This is a genomic window from Bacillus sp. XT-4 (assembly GCF_050864245.1).
GTDB lineage: Bacteria > Bacillota > Bacilli > Bacillales > Bacillaceae > Bacillus > Bacillus altitudinis.
Genome location: NZ_JBPAFI010000002.1, coordinates 115,640 through 140,112, shown reverse-complemented (window position 1 = coordinate 140,112; position 24,473 = coordinate 115,640). Strand labels below are relative to the sequence as shown.

Here is a 24,473-nt window from a genome sequence, read left to right as displayed (position 1 = left end):
CTAGAAAATCATGAAAGATTCAAAAAAGGTACTTCAAGCCTTGCTTTTCTATGGTAAAATAAAATGTAAAAAGTCATAGGATGGCCATCCGAAAGAAAAGAATCATGGATGGGTCGGAAGGAGTTTTACTGATGGGAAGAGGATTGCATGTAGCTGTAGTTGGAGCGACTGGAGCTGTCGGTCAACAAATGTTAAAAACACTAGCTGACAGAGATTTTGAAATGGATACACTTACCCTACTATCCTCAAAACGTTCTGCTGGAACAAAAGTGACATTCAGAGGTCAAGAGTATACCGTTCAAGAAGCAACACCTGAAAGCTTTGAAGGGGTCAATATTGCACTATTCAGTGCGGGAGGAAATGTTTCCAAAGCGCTAGCTCCTGAAGCAGTCAAACGAGGTGCAATTGTTGTCGATAATACAAGTGCTTTTCGTATGGACGAAAATACCCCTCTTGTCGTACCAGAGGTAAACGAAAAAGATTTGCATGACCATCAAGGGATCATTGCAAACCCTAACTGTTCAACGATTCAAATGGTGGCGGCGCTAGAACCGCTTCGTCAAGCGTATGGCATGAAAAAAGTCATTGTGTCTACTTACCAAGCAGTATCAGGTGCAGGACATGAAGCCATAGACGAACTGTACAGCCAGTCGCAAGCCATTTTAAATAAAGAAGATGTGAAACCAGAAGTCATGCCTTATCAAATTGCCTTTAATGCGATTCCGCAAATTGATAAATTCCAAGATAATGGCTATACATTTGAAGAAATGAAAATGATCAATGAAACGAAAAAAATCATGCATTTGCCAGAGCTGGAAGTAGCAGCAACATGTGTGAGACTACCAATTGAAACGGGTCATTCAGAATCGGTTTACGTTGAACTTGAATCAAATGACGCAACGGTTGATGACATCAAGTCCATCCTAAAAGATGCACCAGGCATCACATTACAAGATGATCCGTCTCAGCAAATTTATCCAATGCCTGCAGATGCTGTTGGTAAAAACGACGTATTTGTCGGCCGCATTCGGAAGGATTTGGATCGTCCAAATGGCTTCCATATGTGGATTGTATCTGATAACCTGCTAAAAGGCGCTGCATGGAACTCCGTTCAAATTGCAGAAAGCTTACGAGCATTAAAATTAGTTTAACATTCAATGGATGATGAGGACGAATAGAAGAGAGTTAGGCATCTTTCGCCTGCTCTCTTCTGTTACGTCAGAATGAACTTGGAGTGAAAACAGTGAAAATAATTGTCCAAAAATTTGGCGGTACATCTGTCAAAGATGATCAAGGAAGAAAAAGGGCACTTGCACATATCTTATCTGCAAAAGAGAAAGGCTATAAATCGGTCGTTGTCGTGTCTGCGATGGGACGAAAAGGCGATCCTTATGCGACAGATACACTGCTAGGTCTGCTTTACGGCAGTGCGCAGCATATGACAAACCGAGAAAAAGATTTACTCGTGTCTTGCGGAGAAAATATTTCAGCTGTTGTTTTTTCAAGTATGCTGAATGAAAACGGGCTAAAGGCTGTAGCGATGACTGGATCACAGGCAGGCTTTGTGACAGATAAAGAACATACAAATGCGAAAATTATTGACATGAAGTGTGAACGTCTTGAGGCGGCACTTTCAGAGCATGACGTGGTTGTCGTTGCTGGATTCCAAGGCGCTGCAAAAAATGGAGACGTGACAACAATCGGACGAGGCGGCAGTGATACGTCAGCTGCTGCGTTAGGCGCTGCATTGCAGGCAGATTACATCGATATTTTTACAGATGTAGAAGGGGTCATGACAGCAGATCCTCGTATCGTAGAAAATGCAAAACCACTGAGAGTCGTGACATACACAGAAATTTGTAACCTCGCATACCAAGGGGCAAAAGTCATTCACCCTAGAGCTGTTGAAATTGCCATGCAAGCAAAAGTACCAATGAGGGTCCGTTCAACATACTCTGATGATGAGGGCACACTCGTGACATCGCACTACTCTGATAAAATGAGTCATGATGTGTACGACCGCCTGATTACGGGTATTGCACATGTCAATGATGTCACACAATTCAAAGTCCCAGCTAAAGAGGGACAGTACAGCGTACAAACAGAAGTCTTTAAAGCAATGGCAAATGCCCAAATCAGTGTCGATTTCTTCAACATTACACCGAGCGAAATCGTCTATACGGTGACAGGTGCAATGACTGAAAAAGCAACGGCGATCCTAAAAGATCTGGGCTATACGCCGATTGTCACGACAAACTGTGCAAAGGTATCAGCTGTTGGAGCAGGCATTATGGGTGTACCAGGTGTCACATCTAAAATTGTATCTGCACTATCTGAGCAAAATATTCCGATCTTACAGTCCGCTGACAGTCATACGACGATTTGGGTGTTAGTGAACGAAGAAAACATGAGAGCGGCTGTCAATGCCCTTCATGAAGTGTTTGAACTTTCAAGATAAATGTGATTGAATCATGATGAGGTGAAAAAAATGAATTTCGGAAATATCGCAACAGCTATGATTACACCTTTTGATAAAAAGGGCAACATTGATTTCCAAAAGCTATCAATTCTCATTGATTACTTGTTAAAAAACGGCAGTGACTCTTTAGTCGTTGCAGGGACAACAGGCGAATCGCCAACTTTATCGACTGAAGAAAAAGTCGCTCTTTTTCAGCAATCGGTGAAATTAGCAAATGGTCGTTGTAAAATCATTGCAGGAACAGGCAGTAATAACACAAATGCGTCTATTAAACTAACGAAAAAAGCAGAAGAAGCGGGCGTTGATGCAGTGATGCTTGTCGTACCTTACTACAACAAGCCATCACAGGAAGGCATGTATGCACACTTTAAAGCAATTGCCGAGTCTACATCTCTTCCTGTCATGCTTTACAATGTACCAGGAAGAACGGTTGCTTCATTAGCACCAGAAACAACGATTAAGCTTGCGCAAATACCGAACATTGTCGCAATCAAAGAAGCAAGCGGTGATCTAGATGCCATGACAAAAATCATTGCAGAGACACCAGAAGATTTTGACGTTTACTCTGGTGACGACAGCCTAACGCTTCCTGCGGTTGCGATTGGTGCAAGAGGAGTCGTCTCTGTGGCTTCTCATATCGTAGGCCTTGATATGCAGCAAATGCTAAAAAGCTACGCTTCAGGACAAACAGCGAATGCGGCATTGATTCATCAAAAGCTGGTGCCGATCATGAACCAGCTGTTCTCAGCGCCAAATCCAACGCCTGTCAAAACAGCTCTTCAGCTGAAAGGATTAGATGTCGGATCTGTTCGACTCCCGCTTTTACCTTTATCAGAAGAAGAGAGACTGAATTTAAGCAGCGTATTAAACAGCTGATCAAAACAAAAAAATTCGTAAGCGGTCATTCTCAGATGTCCCTGAGTATGACCGTTTTTTATACATAAACACTTTCTTAAAATGTGACTTCATCTTGTTTTCTAAAATTAGATTCAGTTATAATAGCATTAAGCGATGATGGACGGGCTTGAGACTAGGAGGATAAGAATTTTGAAAAAGAAAAATACAGAGAACGTAAGAATTATTGCACTGGGAGGCGTTGGAGAAATCGGGAAAAACTTATATGTCATTGAGATTGATTCCGACATATATGTTGTAGATGCAGGACTCATGCATCCAGAAAACGAAATGCTAGGCATTGACGTGGTCATTCCTGATATCTCTTATTTAACAGAACGAGCTGATCGGGTGAAAGCAATTTTTCTTACCCACGGACATGATGAAGCAATCGGAGGCGTATTCCATTGCTTAAGCAAATTGTCTGTACCAGTTTACGGCACGAAGCTGACCCTTGCGTTACTTCGAGAAAAGTTAAAGCAATACGGCTTCAATCAAAAAGCTGATTTGCGAGAGGTTCATGCAAAGTCAGTCATTACATTTGAAACAACAAAGGTATCATTCTTTAGAACGAATCACAGTATTCCTGATTCAGTCGGAATCAGCTTCAAAACATCTCTTGGTTCAATCGTATGCACAGGTGATTTTAAATTTGATCAAACCCCAGCGCTTAACCAAGCCTGTGACATCGGAGAGATTGCGAAAATTGGAAACAATGGCGTTTTAGCACTTCTTTCAGACAGTGCAAATGCTGAAAAACCAGGCTATACACCTTCTGAGGCGCTCGTCCAAGACGAAATCTCAAATGCGATGTACAATGCTGAAAATCGTGTGATTGTGGCTGTATCTTCATCAAATATTAACCGTGTACAGCAGATCATTAATGCCACAAACCAAAATGGCCGTAAGCTTGCAGTAGCAGGAAAAAATATGATGACAACGCTTCAGCTTGCGATCAAACTTGGTTATGTGACAGCAGACGAAGAATTATTTGTTCCAGTCCAAGAAGTGAAAAAAATGGCGAAAAACAGTGTGGTCATTCTCACAGCAGGAAGCCACGGTGAGCCTCTCGCTGCTTTAACAAAAATGGCGAAACAAAATCACAAACAGCTTCATATTGAAAAAGATGACACGGTTGTGATTGCGTCTACACCTCTTCCGGGACAAGAACTCACCTATTCAAAAACGGTGGATTTCCTTACAAGAAGCGGAGCACAAGTGATTTTTGCTCAAAAACGAGTGCATGTATCTGGACATGGCTGTCAAGAAGAGTTAAAGCTCATGCTGAACTTACTGAAGCCAAAGTATTTAATTCCAGTAAACGGCGAATATCGCATGCAAAAAGCACATTCTCGTATTGCTGAAGAAGTGGGCATGAAACGAAGCGACATTTTCTTAATTGATAAAGGGGATGTTGTGGAATTTAGAGGTCAAAACGTCAAAATCGGTGAAAAAGTACATCAAGGGAACATTTTGATCGATGGTCTTGGTGTTGGTGATATTGGGAATATTGTCTTACGTGATAGACGCCTATTGTCTCAAGATGGCATCTTAATTGTGGTCATTACGCTCGATAAACAAAAGAAACAATTAATTTCTGGACCTGAGATCATCACAAGAGGATTTGTTTATGTAAGAGAATCCGAAGAGCTGATTGTGAAAGCAACAGAAATGGTCAAAGGGATTGTGAAAGAGCAAACGGAAAACTCAATTGTTGAATGGTCAACACTGAAACAATCCATGCGCGATGTACTAAATCAATTCCTATATGAAAAAACAAAACGCAAGCCAATGATCATTCCAATTATTATGGAAGTGTGATGAGAAAAGTCCAAAGAGCATAAGCTCTTTGGGCTTTTTTGATGTGACATGATGAATGCGGATGGAATGTGACGATCTTGTTCATAATAGGAGGAGAGTTTTTAGGAAAGGATGGAGACAAATGGACGAACAGAATGAACAGCAGCCTGAGCGAAAACCAGAAGAAAAAGATAGCATTATGAGCAAAATACAACAGCTTGGTGAAACAGCCGTCCCGCAGTTGTCACAAGATACAAACATACATTGCCTCACCATTATTGGACAAATTGAAGGGCACATGCAGCTGCCGCCACAAAATAAAACAACCAAATACGAACATGTCATTCCACAAATCGTAGCAGTTGAACAAAACCCAAAAATTGAAGGACTTCTAATCATTTTAAATACAGTCGGCGGCGATGTAGAAGCAGGACTAGCCATTGCGGAAATGCTCGCTTCTTTATCCAAACCGACTGTATCCATTGTGCTTGGCGGCGGCCACTCTATTGGGGTCCCAATCGCCGTATCGTGTGATTATTCTTACATTGCCGAAACAGCAACGATGACCATTCACCCTGTACGCTTAACCGGTCTAGTCATCGGTGTTCCGCAAACCTTTGAATACTTAGATAAAATGCAGGAAAGAGTCATTAATTTTGTCACGAGTCACTCAAACATTACAGAAGAGAAATTTAAAGAGCTTATGTTCTCTAAAGGCAATCTAACAAGAGACATCGGGACAAATGTCGTTGGCCATGAGGCGGCTGAATACGGACTGATGCATGAAGTCGGAGGCGTTGGACAAGCGATTAAAAAGCTGAACGAGCTTATTGGCGAACGGGCTGCACAAAACGAGGGGCTGATCCAATGATTTTATATACACCTATGCCTTATGAAGCCATTTACGCTGAGGAACAAGGAGAGCGCAAACTCCAGCAGGTAAACATTCAGGGCGTGCCAGTGATGGTAGAAATGAAAGAAGATGAAGCGGAAATCGTTCAAGTGATGAGTACGAATCCAATGGACTTTTTGAATCAGGAGCTTGCACCAGGTAAGCGATTGAAGTTACATTTAGGCACCAATCAAACCGACTCATATGAATGATTCTATGCTATAATAAAGGGAAAACTTACAACAAGATGCAGCCAAAACCAGGCTGCTTTCTTTCTGATCTTTTCGTAGGTTATATTTTCTTTTGTAGTAAGGTGATGAGTATGGCGAAAAAGAGAAAACGTAAAACAAGAAAAAAACAAAATAAACAGCTAAAACTGAAATATGAACTAAATGGGTTAGTCTGTATTGCCATAGCGATCATTGCCATTTTACAGCTAGGTGTAGTTGGACAAACCTTTGTACATCTATTCCGATTCTTTGCAGGTGAATGGTTTATTCTCTGCCTTATCGGATTATTTCTTTTTGGTGTGACGATCTTTTGGAAAAAACAAATTCCTGATTTACTGACAAGAAGAAAAGCAGGTTTATACTGCATCATTGCGAGTATCTTGCTTTTGTCCCATGTGAAGCTTTTTCAGCATCTTTCAGCTGCAGGTGTGATAGGTTCTCAAAGTGTAATCAGAAATACGTTTGAGTTATTCTTAATGGATATGAAAGGTGAGACAGGCTCGCCCGATTTAGGAGGCGGTATGATCGGTGCTGTATTATTTGCGGCCTCCTATTTCTTGTTTGCACAAGCAGGGTCGCAAATCATGGCCATTGTGCTAATGCTGATCGGCATTGTGCTGATCACAAACCGGTCACTGCAAGAAATGGTCAAAAAAGTGACGCTGCCTGTATCACAATTTTTGGTGAAGCAGTGGAAAGCATTTATTGAAGATATGAAAGGCATAAGGCAGGCGAAAAAGAATGCACCTGCGCAGAAAACAAGTGAAAAGAAAAAACGTTCACGCTTGCAAGAAGAGACAGAAGAAGATCATGATCATATCTTGATCGAGGAAGAAGAGCAGGCTTCTGACAATCGTCAGCCGATTATCTCAAGTTTTGCTGATCGAGATGACATGCTCACACCGCAAGTTCAAAAAGATCAGCCGGTCAAAGAGCCAAATCCTCTTCAAGAAACTGTACAAGGAACTCCGTCTCATGATACAGGGGATGAACCGAAAGAAGCTCCGCCTATGACGTTTACGGAGCTTGAAAATAAGGATTATGAGCTGCCATCTCTTGATATTTTAGCTGAGCCGCAGCATTCAGGTCAGCAAACAGATAAGAAGAATATTTATGAAAATGCAAGAAAACTTGAAAAGACCTTCCAAAGCTTCGGTGTAAAAGCAAAAGTGACACAAGTTCATTTAGGGCCGGCCGTCACAAAATATGAAGTATACCCTGATGTCGGCGTGAAGGTAAGTAAGATCGTCAACTTGAGTGATGATTTAGCCCTTGCATTAGCAGCAAAAGACATTCGAATTGAAGCGCCGATTCCTGGTAAATCCGCCATCGGAATTGAAGTTCCCAACGCAGAAATTGCAATGGTTTCTTTAAAAGAGGTTTTAGAATCGAAACAAAATGACCGCCCAAATGCCAAGCTGCTCATCGGACTGGGCCGAAATATTTCTGGTGAAGCTGTGCTGGCTGAAATGAACAAAATGCCGCATTTACTTGTGGCTGGCTCGACAGGAAGCGGAAAGAGCGTATGTATCAATGGCATTATCACAAGCATTCTCATGAGAGCAAAACCTCATGAAGTGAAGATGATGATGATTGACCCGAAAATGGTTGAATTAAATGTTTATAATGGCATCCCGCATCTGTTGGCTCCAGTTGTGACTGATCCTAAGAAAGCCTCACAGGCACTTAAAAAAGTGGTTAGTGAAATGGAGCGCCGTTATGAATTGTTTTCTCATACGGGTACAAGAAATATTGAAGGGTACAATGATTACATTAAACGAATGAATCAATCAGAAGAGGCGAAGCAGCCAGAACTACCTTATATTGTCGTCATTGTAGACGAGCTTGCTGATTTAATGATGGTTGCTTCCTCTGATGTAGAAGATTCCATTACAAGGCTTTCTCAAATGGCACGTGCTGCGGGGATTCATTTAATTATTGCTACACAAAGGCCTTCTGTTGATGTCATTACTGGTGTCATTAAAGCCAATATTCCATCCCGTATTGCATTTAGCGTATCGTCACAAACCGATTCAAGGACCATTCTTGATATGGGAGGCGCAGAAAAATTGCTGGGCAGAGGGGATATGTTGTTCTTACCGGTCGGTGCGAACAAACCAGTTCGTGTACAAGGCGCCTTTTTATCAGATGAAGAAGTGGAACATGTCGTTGATCATGTCATCACACAGCAAAAAGCGCAATATCAAGAAGAAATGATCCCAAGTGAAGAAACGCAAGATCAGCTTGGGGCTGTGGACGACGACTTATATGATGAAGCAGTTGAACTGATTATTGGCATGCAGACGGCCTCTGTTTCTATGCTGCAAAGGAGGTTCCGCATCGGTTATACCCGTGCCGCACGTCTTATTGACGCAATGGAAGAGCGCGGGGTTGTCGGACCATATGAAGGCAGTAAACCGAGAGAAGTCCTCCTCTCAAAAGAACAACATGACGAGCTCTCTTCATAATTCGAAGAGAGCTTTCCTAACATGAAGTTAACGATATATTGATTATGTTAACTGGATGTCAGACTATTTATTTATTTGCAAAAACGTGATATAGTTATGTTCATCTTATCTCGGAATAGAGATTTCTCATCTTATCATTTGCATTGATTAGACGGAGGGAAAACATGTCGACCAAAACAGACAATCGCCATTTATATTTGAAAGTGATTGACCGTATTAAAGAAGATATTCAAACAGGTGTATATGCCGAAAAAGAAAAGCTGCCTTCTGAGTTTGAGCTCTCAAAGCTTTTAGGCGTGAGCAGAGCGACCCTTCGTGAAGCCCTTCGTATATTAGAAGAAGAGAAGTATTTAATTAGAAGGCATGGTGTGGGAACTTTCGTCAACTCAAGACCGCTTTTTTCTACTGGCATTGAACAGCTGACAAGTGTCACAAAAATGATTGAACAGGTCAATATGACGCCAGGTACCATCTTTTTGTCCTCACAAGAAGGAGAGCCGACAGAGAATGATGTCATTCGTTTTCAGTGTGATGAATCCGAGAAGGTTTTTTCAATGGAACGCGTTCGAACAGCAGATGGACAGCCAGTCGTCTATTGTTTAGATAAAATTCCGGTCAAACATCTTCCCGCTTCTTTTACTCATGAGGAAGAATCGCTTTTTGAGCTGTTTGGCAGAGAACCGCACAGCGGAATTAAATATGCAGTGGCAGACATCGAACCGATTGGTTATCACGATCAGGTTTCACCGATACTAGAATGTGACCCAGAAACAGCGTTACTCTTACTGAAACAAATGCACTATGATCAGGATGATCAGCCGGTCTTATACTCGCTCAATTATTTTCGAGCGGATAAATTCAGCTTCCATGTCATACGTAAACGATTTTAACAAAGCAGTCGCTTCCATAGGCGGTTGCTTTTTGTTTGCCCATACATAAAACCCGTGAAACATGCCACACTAATACGTAACAGTATATAGAATTGGGTGAATGATGTTGGGCGAGAAAACTGTCAGTAAAAAGAATATTATTGCATTATCATCAGTGCCTCTAATCATGACACTTGGGAACTCGATGCTAATCCCCGTATTACCAGAGATCGAAAAGAAACTCTCAATCACTTCCTTTCAAGTGTCACTCATTATTACGGTATACTCCGTTGTGGCGATTTTGTGTATTCCGATTGCCGGTTATTTATCTGACCGAATTGGGCGAAAAAAGGTGCTTTTGCCGTGTCTTTTAATCGCAGGACTTGGAGGAGCTGTGGCAGCTGTTGCCTCAACCATCATGAAAGAACCCTACATGTGGATTCTATTTGGCAGGGTCCTTCAAGGAGTTGGCTCAGCTGGGGCAGCACCTGTCGTTATGCCGTTTATTGGCGATTTGTTTCACGATGATGAAGAGGTAAGTGCGGGACTTGGAGCCATTGAAACTTCTAATACAGCTGGAAAGGTACTAAGTCCTATTATTGGGGCACTTCTCGCTTCTTGGTTTTGGTTTGTACCGTTTTGGTTCATTCCATTCTTTTCAATCATTAGCTTTGTGATGGTACTGTTTATGGTTGAATCCGCAAAGAAAGAGGAAGATCCGCCTACATTTAAAGAGTTTTTAAAATCAACAAAGACGATTTTTAAGCATGAAGGACGCTGGCTTTATGCCATTTTTGCTATTGGTGGTTTTATTATGTTTCTTCTTTTTGGCGTGCTCTTTTATTTGTCAGATAATCTAGAGGCGGCGTATCAAATAACGGGTGTCAAAAAAGGCTTGCTGCTAAGTATCCCGCTCCTTTTCTTATCAATCAGCTCGTATATTGCGGGGAAAACAATCGGAAAAGAAAAGGGGAAAATGAGGATATTTCTCATCGTTGGTATGGCTCTTTTATCACTTTCGTATATATTTTTATGGTGGAATCACAGTTTTTACGTGTTGTTTGTCTGCTTAAGTATAGGGGGCGTAGGAATCGGCATTGTGCTTCCAGCACTGGATGCGTTGATAACAGAAGGTATTGAAAAAGAGCAGTGCGGAACCATTACGTCATTTTATAGCAGCATGCGGTTTATCGGTGTTGCTTTAGGACCTCCAATTTACGCATTTCTGATGGATAAAGGAGACGCCATCGTTTTTATTCTATCGACCATATGTAGTCTCATTTCATTATTTTTGGTCCTCTTTTTTATCCAGCCAGATGAAAAGGATGAAAGTGAACAATTGAAAACGGTTTAAACATAGAAAAAAGACGGTATTTTGCCATCTTTTTTCTTTTTTATAAATTGACATGTAAAATTTTGATAGTTAAACTAATGTATAGTAATATCTTTTAAATTATCCCAAATAGGAGGTGTTCAAAAACATTCATTTTCTGTCTTTGTTTTAAGTCAGAAATTGAGCTCGTGGCTGATGATGGATATGCGTTTCTTCAACACGAAAGGACAATTGAATAGGTCATCCTGCCATTAGCACGTTGATGGAGACGAAGTCAGCACTTCAGACACGCTCAAAAACAGCAAATTGATTGATGAACTAGAAGGAGCTTGAAGCAGCTATGTTGCAAATAATTAAAGCAAGATGGATTGTATTAATGGTGTGGATGATAACAGCTGTGATTCTGTTTATTACTGCGCCCAATTTAGAGGAATTAACAAGAGAAAAAGGGCAGTTAAAGGTTCCAGAGGGGACACCAACAGCTGAGGCACTTCACTTATTGGATAAGCTTTCAGATCATAATGGGAAAAAAGATACTGGTGTGATTGTATTCTCCGAACAACATTTGTTCCCTGCCAAAGAGCAGGAATTAAAAAAGGCTTTAGCTGCACTCATGACACATGCCCCAGAACTCCACATTGACGGAATTACTTCGTATTTTCATGTAGAACGTGACATTCAAAAACAACTTTTATCAAAGGATAAAAGTACACTTCTTGTTCCATTCAAATTCGACCACTACGAAACAAAAGCTGTGAAGGTTAAAGAACGAATTGAGGAAGTTTTAAAGCCCTACAACGTTTCATATGAAATGACAGGTCAAAAATTTGTGGACTCAGATGTCATTAAAAGCTCTCAACAAGGTCTGAAGAAAACTGAACTTATCACGATGATTTTTATTTTCTTTATTTTAATAATTGTATTCAGATCGATACTGGCACCTGTTGTCCCGCTTATTACGATTGGCATTTCTTATGCTGTCAGCCGGTGTATTGTGGCTTTTCTCGTAGAATATACACCATTTCCTCTGTCTAATTTCACTCAGATTTTTATGGTAGCTATTATGTTCGGTATAGGAACGGATTATTGTATATTACTTTTAAGCCGTTTTAAAGAGGAGATTGGTCAGGGGCGTGATGTCAAAGAATCGATTATCATCACGTATCAATGTGCAGGGAAAACGGTCTTTTTCAGCGGCTTAGCTGTGTTAGTCGGCTTCTCAAGTATTGGTTTCGCAAAATTCCAATTGTACCAATCAGCCGTCAGCGTTGCCGTAGGCGTTGGCATTCTGCTCATTGCACTTGTCACAATCGTTCCCTTTTTTATGTCGGTTTTCGGAAAATCCCTTTTTTGGCCGTCTAAAAGAGAAAACATTCGTCATCCACAAAGTAAGATTTGGGAATGGGCTGGGCGCTTTTCATTTAAAAGACCGCTCATCAGCTTAGGTGTAGTTGCACTCATCACTGTTCCTCCGATTCTGATGTATGACGGCACTCTTTCTTATAATAGTTTAAATGAGATTGGGACAAAGTATGAGTCAGTGTCTGCATTTAATACGATATCTGAGCAATTTGGCTTTGGTGAAGCGCTGCCGCTGAATGTGCTTGTCGAAAGTGACAATGAGCTCGATAATCAAGAAAAGATTGTCATGATTGAAAAACTGACCCGTAAGTTAAATGACATTGAGGAAGTAAAAGCGGTTCGCAGTGTCACTCGCCCAGTTGGAGATGGGTTAAGTCAGCTCTACGTTACCTCTCAAGCGAAAGAGCTGGGAGGAGAGCTTGGGAAAGGTCATGAGGGCATCGGGAAAATTACAGATGGCTTGACCGAAACAAACTTAGCACTTCTCAAACAAAAACCAAAAATTGAAGAATCCGCTAAAGGGATTGATCAATTGATTGATGGGACAAAAGCCATCAAAGGTGGGATCGGAGAAGTGAGGAAATCACTCATTTCTTTAGAGGATGGTGTGAGGCGCAGTAAAGAGGGCGTAGGAACCATTCGCACTGAAATCAAACAAGCGAAAAAAGAATTAGAGCAAGAATATCGCAAAAGTGAAACCATGATTCAAGATCTTGAACGAGTCGTAAGCACACTCGAAGGTCACGCAACATCAAATGAGCAACTGATGACAACGATTAAGAAAGTGAAACAATCCTACGAAAACGTATCATTTGAAGGGCTTGAAAACCGGCTTCCAGAAATCAAAGATATGAATGAATATAAAGAAATCAAAAAAGTATTCAAAGACACAAAAGGAATGATCGATCAAGCTGGAGAGCAAATGAGCGTCTATGAAGAGGAAGCAACTGCCTTTAAACAAAAGATCAAGAAAGCAGATCAAGTCATTCAAACGTTCTCATACAAGCAAAAAGAAATCAAACAACAAGTAAAGGAGCTGATGACAGGTTTAGATCAAATTTATGATGGTCTTGATGAAACGAATAAAGGACAAAAACAGCTCATCAAAGAAATGCCTAAAATTGAAGACGGCGCAGATCAGCTGACAGATGGCCAAAAAGCCGTGAAAAAAGGGTTTAACCAGCTATCATCTAAACTCTCACTATTAACAGATGGATTAGATGAAAGTATTTCCGGACTTGAGCAAGTAAAAAGCGGCTTTACCGAGGCGGACAGCTATTTAAAACAGCTTCAGGAAGCACCAGATGAAGAAGTAACGGGCTGGTTTATACCAGAAGAAGTATTGAAACGCCATGAGTTTAAGAAAATATTTAATACGTATATGTCCCCAGATCGTAAATTAACAACCTTTGAAGTGATTTTAAATGTAAATCCATACAGCAATGAAGCAATGAAAGGTGTTGCAAAAATCGAGGAAACCCTTGATCAATACTTACCTGTAAGTGGTTTGAAAAACGCCAACTACGGTGTATCTGGTATCTCCAGTTTAAATGTTGACTTAAAAGAAACGTCAGACGGTGACTTTATCAGAACGGTTATTTTCATGTTAATTGGTATCTTTATTATTTTAGTTATACTATTAAGATCAATCGTCATGCCGATATACTTAACACTGTCACTCATATTAACGTATTTTACATCCATTGGCTTAACAGAATGGATTTTCAAAACATTCTTTGGCTACGATGGTGTCAGCTGGGCTGTTCCATTTTTCAGCTTTGTGATCCTTGTGACCCTCGGCATTGATTATTCGATCTTCCTCATGGATCGTTTTAATGAATGGAAGGGAGAGCATGTTCAAGCATCCATGATATCAGCGATGAGAAATATGGGGTCGGTCATTATTTCAGCAGTTGCTATTTTAGCGGGTACTTTTGCTGCGATGCTGCCCTCGGGTGTATTATCATTAGTTGAAATTGCAACGGTCGTACTCATTGGACTTTTATTATATGCTTTTGTTGTTCTACCACTCTTTATCCCGGTCATGGTTCGCATCTTTGGAAAATGGAATTGGTGGCCGTTTAGAATGAAATAACAACTTGCGTCTCTGCTTTTAGCAGAGGCGTTTTTATTTCCTATCCTTTCCTCTGATTGATATAATGACTATTAAATGGCTGTTTCACGTATATATCAGCTATGTTCTAATACATAATAAATAGGATGAACAAAGGAGGTTTCTCATGATGTACTTACAAGAGAAGACATTTGATACACCTGGTCTTCATACTCATATTGTCAAAACAGAAAAATTTAAAACCGTGACGATCCTTTTTAAAATGCTTGCGCCTTTATCCAAAGATGACGTCACCATGCGTTCTCTTTTCCCGCATGTGCTATTAAGAGGAACAGAAAAAATGCCGAAAACGGGAGAGCTTCGTGCTTATTTCGACGAGCTCTATGGGGCGACCGTTTCCGCAGACATGGCGAAAAAAGGTGAAAATCACATCATTACCTTCCGTCTAGAAATGGCGAATGAAAAATATTTAAAGGATCAAACCCCTTTACTAGAAAAAGGGATTGCCTTACTTTCTGAACTATTATTCCACCCGTACGTGGAAAACGGGGTATTTCATGAATTGTACGTTGAGCAAGAAAAACGAACATTGAAACAGCGCATTCAAGCCGTTTATGATGACAAAATGCGCTATTCAAACTTAAGACTTGTGCAGGAAATGTGTAAAGGTGAGCCATATGCACTGCACGTCAATGGTGAAATGGAAGACGTAGAAGCGATTACGTCAGAAGCGCTCTTTAAAGCATACGAGCATGCACTTCAGTCCAACCAGCTGGATCTCTATGTTGTGGGAGACGTTGATGAACAAGACATCAATCGAATGGTCTCGCAATACTTTAAAACAAGTGAAAGAGAGCCGGTCAAACAAAATACCGAATCATCAAGATCACAAATAGAGCCAAAAGAAGTCATTGATGAAGAGGACGTAAAACAAGGAAAGCTGAACATTGGCTTTCGCACACATACAACGATAGCGGATGAAGATTATCCGGCGCTGCATTTGTTTAATGGCATATTCGGCGGCTTCTCGCATTCAAAGCTATTTATCAATGTGCGCGAAAAAGCAAGTCTTGCGTACTATGCTGTTTCTAGACTTGAGAGCTTTAAAGGTTTGATGATGGTCATGTCAGGAATTGAAGTCGGCAACTATCAGCAGGCAGTAGACATTATCAAAGAACAATTTGATGCCATGCAAAAAGGCGATTTTTCTGATGAAGCAATTGAACAGACAAAGGCTGTCGTCAAAAATCAGCTGCTCGAAACAATTGATACGTCTTATGGAACAGCGGAATACTTATATCAGCATGCCGTCGTGCCAACAGGGGAGAGCCTCGATTCCTTTTTAGAAGCGTTAGACAGAGTGACAAAAGAGGACATCATCAAAGTGGGTCAAAAAATCGAATGGGATACGACCTATTTTCTTAAAGGAACGGAGGGTGCTTCATGACAGTGAAAACAATTCAATTCGATCAGCTGCAAGAGACGGTGTATCACGAAAAAATGGACAGCGGACTTGACGTCTATGTGCTGCCAAAACAAGGGTTTAACAAAACATATGCAACCTTCACAACAAAATATGGCTCTGTTGACAATGAATTTGTGCCGCTTGGCAAAGAAGACATGATCCGAGTGCCTGATGGAATTGCCCATTTCTTAGAGCATAAGCTGTTTGAAAAAGAAGATGGTGATGTGTTTCATACATTTAGTAAACAGGGAGCAGCCGCAAACGCATTTACGACGTTTACGAGAACGGCATACTTATTTTCAAGCACGGCCAATGTCGAACAGAATCTTGAAACACTCATTGATTTTGTGCAAGAGCCTTATTTTACTGAAAAAACGGTCGAAAAAGAAAAAGGCATCATTGGTCAAGAAATCAACATGTATGATGACAATCCAGATTGGCGTTTATTCTTTGGTCTGATCGAAAACCTCTATCAAGAGCACCCAGTGAGAATTGATATTGCTGGAACCGTTGAAAGCATTGCGCCAATTACGAAAGACCATTTATATGAATGCTACGAAACGTTCTATCACCCAAGCAATATGCTTCTTTTTGTAGTGGGTCCTGTTGATCCGGCGCAAATTTTAGACCAAGTAAGAGCGAATCAGGCAAAAAAACCATTTACCGATCAGCCGGATATTCAGCGGAAAGAGATCAATGAACCTGATCGTGTATACCGAAAAGAATACGAACTGAAAATGAATGTACAAGGTTCTAAATGTATGTTTGGTTTGAAAACGAAAAACCCGCATAAAAAAGGAAAACAGCTCCTCAAACATGAGCTTGGCATGAATCTTATTTTAGAGACATTGTTTGGTAAAAGTTCTCTGCAATATGAGCGTATGTATGAAAAAGGCTTGATTGATGAGACATTCAGTTACGATTATACGGAAGAAGGCGGTTTTGGCTTCACTTCAGTTGGCGGAGACACAAATGACCCTGATCAACTCGCAGATGAATTAAAAGAAACGCTTCTTCAAGCAAAAAGCCTGATCACAGAAGAAAAGATTGAACTTGCTCGCAAGAAAAAAATTGGCAGCTTTTTAAAAGCGATGAACTCCCCGGAGTACATCGCCAATCAATTCACTCGATACGCATTCTTAGAAATGAGCTTATTTGATGTCGTGCCAGTACTGGAGCAAATCCAATTAACAGATATTCAGCAAATCTTAGACGAAGAAATTGATGAAGAAAGAATGTCAGTTTTTAAAGTCGTACCGAAAGCAAAATAAATGAAAAAAAGACAAACTCAACGTATAAGAGTTTGTCTTTTTTGTGTCCAGCTAAAGAAAGCGCTTTATATGCGAAGATATTGATTGACAATTGTTTTGGGTATTAGTTAAACTCTTTAATAGTTAAACAATCAAACTAAAGGAGCAGCATATGGTACAAAATAAAATTGCCCAGCTCATCCAGAGATATGCGGACGTCTATCTCATGATGGAGAAAAAAGTATCGAGTATGATCACGGAAAAGCTCGATAAAGAACTGACACTTGATCAATATTACTCGCTTCGATACATCAATTTACACCCAGGATGTACATCAACAGACCTTGCCATCGAATGTAATGTCAACAAAAGTGCTGTGACATCTATGACCAATCGTCTTTTTAATAAAGATTATATTTATCGTGAGCATGATCAAGCTGATCGAAGAAATGTTCATCTCTATGTGACGCCCGAAGGAAAAGACGTGGTCAGCCGAATGGAAAAGCAGCTTCAGGATCTTGTTCGGTCATATTTAGAAAAATTTGATGAAAAAGAAATCGAATCATTTATTCAAACATATGAAAAGATTTATCAAATTATCATCGAAGAGGAGGCACAACATAGTAATGAGAGCAATCATAAAGGGTAGATGGCTGATCACGATCCTTTGGGTCGTACTAGCGGCTGTATTATTAATCACCGCTCCTAATATGGCGCAATTAACAAAAGAAAAAGGGCAGATTTCTGTTCCTGATGGTTATCCTTCTTCCTATGCCGATCAATTATTAAAGAACATGTCTGAAAATGGGGATACGGAAAAATCGATCGTCATTGTCTTTCAAGGAAAGGATATCGTCAAAGAAAGAGAAGCCTCTTTAAAGAAAGCGATGGAGATTTTAGAAAAGGATCAAGATCTCCATGTTGAAGACATCACTTCTTATTTTGATGCAAACAAAGATATTAAAAAACAGATGCTCTCTAAAGATCAAACAACACTTCTTGTTCCAGTTACATACGACTCGAACAAAATCAAAGCATCCGATTTTAAAGAAAGAGTCAATGAAAAGCTTAAGAGCCTGAACCTGAAATTTGAAATGACAGGGCAGCCGCTAATCGACGATGATGTCATCACAAGCTCACAAGAAGGTCTGAAAAAAACGGAATTCATTACAATAGGATTTATTTTAATTGTTCTTGTGCTTGTCTTTAGATCCGCAGTGGCACCATTCGTTCCTTTAGTGGCCGTGGCGCTTTCCTATTTGGTCAGCCAATCCATTGTGGCTTACCTAGTAAAGTATGTTGATTTTCCGCTCTCGACCTTTACCCAAATTTTTATGGTCGCCATCATGTTTGGGATTGGAACCGACTACTGCATCTTATTGCTAAGCCGGTTTAAAGAAGAACTATCTCACGGAAAAGATAAGATTGAGGCGATTATTACAACATATAAGACGGCAGGTAAAACCGTTTTATTCAGCGGAATTGCTGTCCTCATTGGTTTTACGTGTATCGGTTTAGCCGAATTCCAACTGTATAAATCAGCTGTAGCCGTGGCGGTTGGTGTCGCCGTGTTAATTGTGGCACTGCTCACTGTCGTTCCATTCTTTATGGCGGTTTTAGGAAAAGTGTTATTTTGGCCGATCAAAGGCGATATTGCCCACCCGCAATCGAAAATGTGGGAAACAGCTGGTCGTTTTTCATTTAAGAAACCACTTCTCAGCTTGCTAATCGTTGCAATTATTACCCTTCCAGCGATTCTCATGTATAAAGGAACACTTTCATATAACAACCTAGACGAAATCGGCAATAAATACGAATCCGTCAATGCATTTAATACGATCTCTGACAAATTTGGACCAGGTGAAGCCCTTCCAGCAACAGTTGTCGTGAAATCATCCGATCTTTTAGACAATAACGAAGGTCTGATTGCTATTGAAAAACTTAGTCGTGCGATTGAACAAACAGATGGCGTGAGTAAAGTAAGAAGTGCGACACGCCCTGTTGGAAAAGGACTGAATGATCTGTACGTGAAATCTCAAGCCAAAGAGCTAAATAGCGGGCTTGATAAAAGTAACGAAGGGTTGAAAAAGATCCAAGATGCTCTTACAACCATGAGTAAATCCATCGAGGATCAAACACCACAAATTAAATCATCTGGAAAAGGCATTAACAAATTGATTACTGGAACCGAATCCGTAAAATCAGGTATTCAAAACGTCGAAAAAACGATGAGAGATCTGCAAAACGGAATTGATCAAAATAAAAAAGGTGTTTCTGAAATTAAAGAAAGAATAAAGGGTGCGAAAAAGGAATTAACAGATCAAGTCGCACAAGTAAATCAGCAAGTAGCACTGTATAAAAGCATTTCTAAAGAATTAAAAGCCGCATTGACACAAGTCGATACGTCATCCTCTGCCGCAGCGGATGTGAAAGCTTTGATCAGTCAAGCGAATAAACAGTTCAGTACACTTGAGCAGCAAATTCCGCAGGTGAAAGAAAACCAATCATATCAAGCCATCAAAGCTTCATATAACGAACTTTCTGCTACTTTGCAAGAAGGCGCTAAACAGGCAGACAGCTATGCAAAACAAGCAAAAGAAGCAAAAAAACAGCTTGAAGCAGCAGATGCTTTTATCGCAAAAGCTTCAGAGCAGCAAAAAGTGTTTACAAATCAAATTGATGAGCTGATTGCTGGCTTAGAAGCCATTGAAAACGGGCTAGATCAAACGTCTAAAGGCCAAGGGCAGTTAGCTGATGGTATGCCTAAACTTGCAAATGGAGCCGGCGACATCATTAATGGTCAAAAACAAATGAAAGAAAAAATTGGCGGCTTTGGTGACGATCTGACCAAGCTGACGGATGGTCTAAACAAAAGTGTCGACGGCCTTGAGAAAATTTCAAACGGCTTAATGGGTGCAGGAGACTACTTAGATGAACTGAAAAACGCACCAGATCAAGACATGGCTGGTTGGTTTATTCCAAAAGATGTCCTAAAAAATAAAGCATTCAAGCAAGTGTTCGATTCCTACATGTCGGATGACCGCAAAATGACAAAGATTGACGTCATTTTAGAAGACAATCCATATGGAAACGACGCCATGAAAACAATTAAACAAGTAGAAGCTTCGGTCAAACGTGCACTTCCTGAAACAAACCTAAAAGATGTTTCATTTGGCGTATCTGGTGTATCAAGTATGAACGCTGATTTAAAACAGCTGTCAGACCAAGACTTCAATAAGACGGTTCTTTACATGATGATCGGTATTTTCTTAATACTAGTGATTCTCTTCCGTTCGCTCGTGATGCCGCTTTACTTAGTTGGATCGCTGATTTTAACGTACTTTACCGCCATTGGTATAACCGAATTTATTTTCACCCATTTCTTCGGATATCCGGGCATCAACTGGGCTGTTCCATTCTTTGGCTTTGTCATCTTAATGGCGCTTGGAGTCGATTATTCAATTTTCTTAATGGAACGGTTCAATGAATACAAAACAAAAGACATCCAGTTTGCCATGACTGAATCAATGAAAAATATGGGATCTGTTATTATGTCTGCTGCCGTCATTTTGGCAGGAACATTTGCAGCGATGCTGCCATCAGGTGTATTGTCACTCTTACAGATTGCAACACTTGTTCTCACAGGGCTTTTATTGTATGCGCTCGTTGTGCTACCATTGTTCGTACCTGTGATGGTCAAATTGTTCGGATCAGCGAATTGGTTCCCATTTAAACGAAAAGAATAAGGATTCCATAAAGAAAGTAGGAACAAAGTATGAGTCGTTGGGCACTGATTACTGGTGCCAGTGGCGGAATTGGGCAGGCGACAGCCAAAAAGCTTGCCCAAGAAGGCTGCCATCTGATGCTCCATTATCATCAAAATGAACAAGCGGCTAATCGTCTTTCCGCCGATCTCAAAGAAACATATCAAGTAGAAACGTACGTCGTTAAAGCTGATTTAGCGAAAACAGGCGGAGCAGCAGAGCTTGTCAGCCGCCTGCCGCTTGATCCAGATATTCTTGTTTTAAATAGCGGAAAGAGTCATGTTGGTTTAGTGACAGATACTGAAAAAGAAGTTCTAGCCAGCATGGTGCAGCTTCATGTGACAAGTCCATATGAGCTTACCCAATCCATTTTGCCTGCCATGATTCAAAAAAAGTCAGGACATATTATTGCGGTTAGCTCAATATGGGGGGAAACGGGTGCCTCGTGTGAAGTACTGTACAGTATGGTCAAGGGTGCTCAAAATGCCTTCATTAAGGGGCTTGCCAAAGAGCTTGCCCCAAGTGGAATTAGAGCAAATGCAGTCTCACCAGGTGCGGTTCAGACTGATATGATGAAAAGCTTCACACAAGAAGACCTTGCGATGATGGAAGAGGAGATTCCACTAGGCCGTCTTGCCGCACCTGAAGAGATAGCCGATGCCATTTGGTTTCTTGCCTCCAAGCAGTCAAGTTATATCACAGGTCAAATTTTATCTGTCAATGGCGGCTGGTACTGTTAAAAAACGTGTATAATTCGTCTCTCCATGACAAAAGCTATGGCTGTAATTCATCTTTTCGAATGGAGGAATCGACATGTCTGTACTTGAGAGCTGGGACCATTGGAAAAACTTTTTAGGTGACCGTTTAAATCATGCACAGGATAAAGGTTTATCAGATGATACCATCAATAACCTTGCGTATGAAATTGGCGGATACCTGGCTAATGAAGTTGAAGCAAAGAATGAGCAAGAAAGAGTACTTTCTGACCTTTGGAGCGTTGCATCAGAAGATGAGCAGCGTGCCATTGCAAACATGATGGTCAAGCTAGTTGAAAATAATAGCTCGCACTAAACAAAAAGAGAGGTCGTTTGTGCCTCTCTTTTTATTTTAACCGTTTAGCAACATTGTGCTTTCTAAAAATGTGAAAATGCTTTATGATAAAGGAAGGTAAAAATTTGCCACAATGAAGGGGGTAATATCATTTGGCAAAGCTCGAATGGTATTTTGAATATGAGATACAGGTGAACCGTCCCGGACTTTTAGGAGACATTTCTTCTTTAATGGGGATGCTTTCAATTAATATTGTGACAATTAATGGTGTTGATGTATCAAGACGCGGCATGCTTCTTCGATGTGACCACACAGACCAAATTAAGCGGCTTGAATCAATTTTAAATACAATGGAAACGATAAAAGTAACGAAACTAAGACAGCCAAAACTTCGTGACCGTTTAGCTGTTCGTCATGGAAGATACATTCAGCGTGATGCGGATGACAAAAAGACGTTCCGTTTTGAAAGGGACGAGCTTGGTCTACTTGTCGATTTTATGGCTGAATTATTTAAAAAAGAAGGACATAAATTGATTGGAATTCGCGGAATGCCGCGGGTTGGAAAAACAGAATCAATTGTTGCTTCAAGTGTATGTGCAAGTAAGAGGTGGCTGTTTGTATCGTCGACTCTTTTGAAACAGACCATTCGCAGTCAGCTGATTGCAGATGAATACAGCCCAGATAACGTCTTTATTATTGATGGGATTGTCTCGACAAGAAGAGGTTCTGAAAAGCACTTGCAGCTTTTAAGAGAAATTATGAGACTGCCTGCTACAAAGGTGGTAGAGCATCCAGATATCTTTATTCAAAATTCAGAATATACAATGGATGATTTCGACTACATCATTGAATTGCGTAATAGTGCAGACGAAGAAATTACATACGAGCACGCAGAAGAACCACAAGTATTTGATCATTCTGGTTTTTCTGGCTTCGATTTTTAATATGGTAATGGTAGGTGTTTGTTTTGACTGAATTGGGAAAACGGCTCGTTGAGGCCAGAGAGGAAAAAGGGATGTCGCTGGAGGATTTGATGGCGGCTACCAAAATCCAAAAGCGCTATTTGCTAGCAATAGAACAAGGAAACTATGATATCATTCCAGGTAAATTTTACGTCAGAGCGTTTATTAAACAATATGCCGAAGCCGTTGGACTGAATCCTGAACAATTGTTCGAAGAGTTTCGTAAAGATGTACCAAGTACGTATAACGATGAAGTGTCTGATAAATTATCAAATATTAAACCGCAAAGAGAGCTGCCAAAGCCTGCCTCAAAGGTACTGGAGCTGCTTCCGACGATTTTAATCATTGGAGGGATCCTTGTGGTGATCGCTATCATTTATGTGATCGTTCAAGCGGTTAATCATGATAGCGGACAGAAAAATAATCAGGTGGCTCCTCAGCAATCAGAATCAAAATACGAAGTGTCTGAGGATTCATCGCTGGCAAAGGATCAAAAGAAAAAGGAAAAAGCTTCGTCAGATGATCAAGAAAAATCATCTGAAAAAGACGATTCCTCAAAGGATTCATCTAAAGACGATGAAGATGTTTCTTTGAAGGCAACGAATACAGAGGGTTCTACGACAACGTATGAAGTATCAGGTGCAGAAGAGATGGAGCTAACCATTTCTGCCTCACAAGCTTCATGGCTTCGTGTGAGAGACGAATCTGGAAAAGTGCTGAAGATGGGTGAATTGAAAGATGGCGAATCGTTTAAAACAGACTTGACTGATCTTTCCCAAGTCGATATCCGCTTAGGAAATGCATCGGGAATCGATATTAAAGTCAATGACGAAACGCTGAAGTACGAATTAGACCCTAAAAACACCATGACACAAAACATTGTGATTGTGAATAAAGGAAAGGAAAAGTCATCTTAAGCAAGTAGATGACTTTTCTTTTGTTCCTACTATTATATACATAAAAAAATGCTTTATTGGAGGATTGGAATTCATGTTTAACTTACCGAATAAAATTACTCTTTCTAGGATCGCCTTGATTCCTGTGTTTATGTTGATTATGCTTGCTCCATTAGATTGGGGTGTTGCGCGCTTTGGTGACGTCAGTATCGAAGTCACTCACCTTGTTGGAGCGATCCTGTTTATTGTCGCTTCGACAACCGACTGGATTGATGGTTACTATGCACGTAAGCTCAATTTAGTCACAAACTTTGGTAAATTTTTAGATCCGCTTGCAGATAAATTGCTTGTTTCAGCGGCTTTAATTATACTTGTTCAATACAACCTCACACCGGCATGGATGGCAATTGTGATCATTAGCCGTGAATTTGCTGTAACAGGCCTAAGGCTTGTCTTAGCTGGAGGCGGTGAAGTGGTCGCAGCCAATATGCTTGGAAAAGTGAAGACGTGGGCGCAAATCATTGCGATTTCGGCACTTCTTTTGCATAACCTGCCGTTTGAACTTGTATCATTCCCATTTGGTGATCTTGCCATGTGGGTAGCGGTGTTCTTCACTGTTGTCTCAGGCTGGGATTACTTTGCGAAAAACTGGGAAGCCTTAAAGAATTCTAACTAAAAAGGACGT

At 40.6% G+C, this 24,473-nt stretch carries 19 protein-coding genes; all 19 read left to right on the top strand.

Annotation, left to right across the window (positions count from 1 at the left end):
• The first annotated feature begins 131 nt into the window (after nt 1–131).
• Nucleotides 132–1,151 carry an aspartate-semialdehyde dehydrogenase gene (asd, locus tag ACRRMM_RS05925; protein ID WP_041090413.1) on the top strand — a complete coding sequence of 340 codons (1,020 nt, stop codon included), beginning with the start codon at nt 132–134 and terminating at the stop codon, nt 1,149–1,151.
• 92 nt (nt 1,152–1,243) lie between these two features.
• Complete coding sequence (gene dapG / locus ACRRMM_RS05920) at nt 1,244–2,458, top strand: aspartate kinase (RefSeq protein ID WP_099496513.1); 1,215 nt, start codon at nt 1,244–1,246, stop codon at nt 2,456–2,458.
• A 30-nt stretch (nt 2,459–2,488) separates the two neighbouring features.
• Nucleotides 2,489–3,355, top strand: coding sequence for a 4-hydroxy-tetrahydrodipicolinate synthase (gene dapA / locus ACRRMM_RS05915; protein ID WP_019744174.1), 867 nt, complete (start codon nt 2,489–2,491; stop codon nt 3,353–3,355).
• A gap of 171 nt (nt 3,356–3,526) precedes the next feature.
• Nucleotides 3,527–5,194: a ribonuclease J2 gene (gene rnjB / locus ACRRMM_RS05910; protein WP_008344715.1), complete on the top strand. Its 1,668-nt coding sequence runs from the start codon at nt 3,527–3,529 to the stop codon at nt 5,192–5,194.
• A gap of 121 nt (nt 5,195–5,315) precedes the next feature.
• Nucleotides 5,316–6,044, top strand: coding sequence for a ClpP family protease (locus ACRRMM_RS05905; protein ID WP_008344713.1), 729 nt, complete (start codon nt 5,316–5,318; stop codon nt 6,042–6,044).
• Complete coding sequence (locus ACRRMM_RS05900) at nt 6,041–6,277, top strand: YlzJ-like family protein (protein WP_008344712.1); 237 nt, start codon at nt 6,041–6,043, stop codon at nt 6,275–6,277. The genes ACRRMM_RS05905 and ACRRMM_RS05900 overlap by 4 nt, the downstream gene beginning before the upstream one ends.
• 110 nt (nt 6,278–6,387) lie before the next feature.
• On the top strand, nt 6,388–8,763 hold the full coding sequence (locus ACRRMM_RS05895) for an FtsK/SpoIIIE family DNA translocase (RefSeq protein ID WP_046526661.1): 2,376 nt from the start codon (nt 6,388–6,390) through the stop codon (nt 8,761–8,763).
• A gap of 164 nt (nt 8,764–8,927) precedes the next feature.
• Nucleotides 8,928–9,653, top strand: a complete 726-nt coding sequence (locus ACRRMM_RS05890; protein WP_008344706.1) for a GntR family transcriptional regulator — start codon at nt 8,928–8,930, stop codon at nt 9,651–9,653.
• A gap of 103 nt (nt 9,654–9,756) precedes the next feature.
• The gene (locus ACRRMM_RS05885; RefSeq protein ID WP_227820623.1) at nt 9,757–10,986 is read left to right on the top strand and encodes an MFS transporter; all 1,230 of its coding nucleotides are present in this window, start codon (nt 9,757–9,759) and stop codon (nt 10,984–10,986) included.
• A gap of 319 nt (nt 10,987–11,305) precedes the next feature.
• Entirely contained in the window at nt 11,306–14,422 is a 3,117-nt protein-coding gene (locus ACRRMM_RS05880) for an MMPL family transporter (protein WP_224563409.1), read from the top strand.
• Nucleotides 14,423–14,567: 145 nt separating this feature from the next.
• Nucleotides 14,568–15,848 (top strand): EF-P 5-aminopentanol modification-associated protein YfmF, encoded by a 1,281-nt coding sequence (yfmF, locus tag ACRRMM_RS05875; protein ID WP_428828940.1) that lies wholly within the window; start codon nt 14,568–14,570, stop codon nt 15,846–15,848.
• Complete coding sequence (gene yfmH / locus ACRRMM_RS05870; RefSeq protein ID WP_008344700.1) at nt 15,845–17,137, top strand: EF-P 5-aminopentanol modification-associated protein YfmH; 1,293 nt, start codon at nt 15,845–15,847, stop codon at nt 17,135–17,137. Before yfmF ends, yfmH begins: the two co-directional genes overlap by 4 nt.
• Before the next feature lie 151 nt (nt 17,138–17,288).
• The gene (locus ACRRMM_RS05865) at nt 17,289–17,765 is read left to right on the top strand and encodes a MarR family winged helix-turn-helix transcriptional regulator (RefSeq protein WP_007499493.1); all 477 of its coding nucleotides are present in this window, start codon (nt 17,289–17,291) and stop codon (nt 17,763–17,765) included.
• Nucleotides 17,743–20,862, top strand: coding sequence for an MMPL family transporter (locus tag ACRRMM_RS05860; RefSeq protein WP_052320343.1), 3,120 nt, complete (start codon nt 17,743–17,745; stop codon nt 20,860–20,862). Before ACRRMM_RS05865 ends, ACRRMM_RS05860 begins: the two co-directional genes overlap by 23 nt.
• Nucleotides 20,863–20,891: 29 nt before the next feature.
• Entirely contained in the window at nt 20,892–21,620 is a 729-nt protein-coding gene (ymfI, locus tag ACRRMM_RS05855) for an elongation factor P 5-aminopentanone reductase (protein ID WP_048003275.1), read from the top strand.
• A gap of 73 nt (nt 21,621–21,693) precedes the next feature.
• Entirely contained in the window at nt 21,694–21,951 is a 258-nt protein-coding gene (locus ACRRMM_RS05850; protein WP_008344693.1) for a DUF3243 domain-containing protein, read from the top strand.
• 131 nt (nt 21,952–22,082) lie between these two features.
• Entirely contained in the window at nt 22,083–22,874 is a 792-nt protein-coding gene (locus tag ACRRMM_RS05845) for a DUF3388 domain-containing protein (protein WP_003211480.1), read from the top strand.
• 23 nt (nt 22,875–22,897) lie between these two features.
• Nucleotides 22,898–23,809, top strand: coding sequence for a helix-turn-helix domain-containing protein (locus ACRRMM_RS05840; RefSeq protein WP_048003274.1), 912 nt, complete (start codon nt 22,898–22,900; stop codon nt 23,807–23,809).
• Between the two features lie 73 nt (nt 23,810–23,882).
• Entirely contained in the window at nt 23,883–24,464 is a 582-nt protein-coding gene (pgsA, locus tag ACRRMM_RS05835; RefSeq protein WP_008344688.1) for a CDP-diacylglycerol--glycerol-3-phosphate 3-phosphatidyltransferase, read from the top strand.
• Nucleotides 24,465–24,473: the final 9 nt, after the last annotated feature.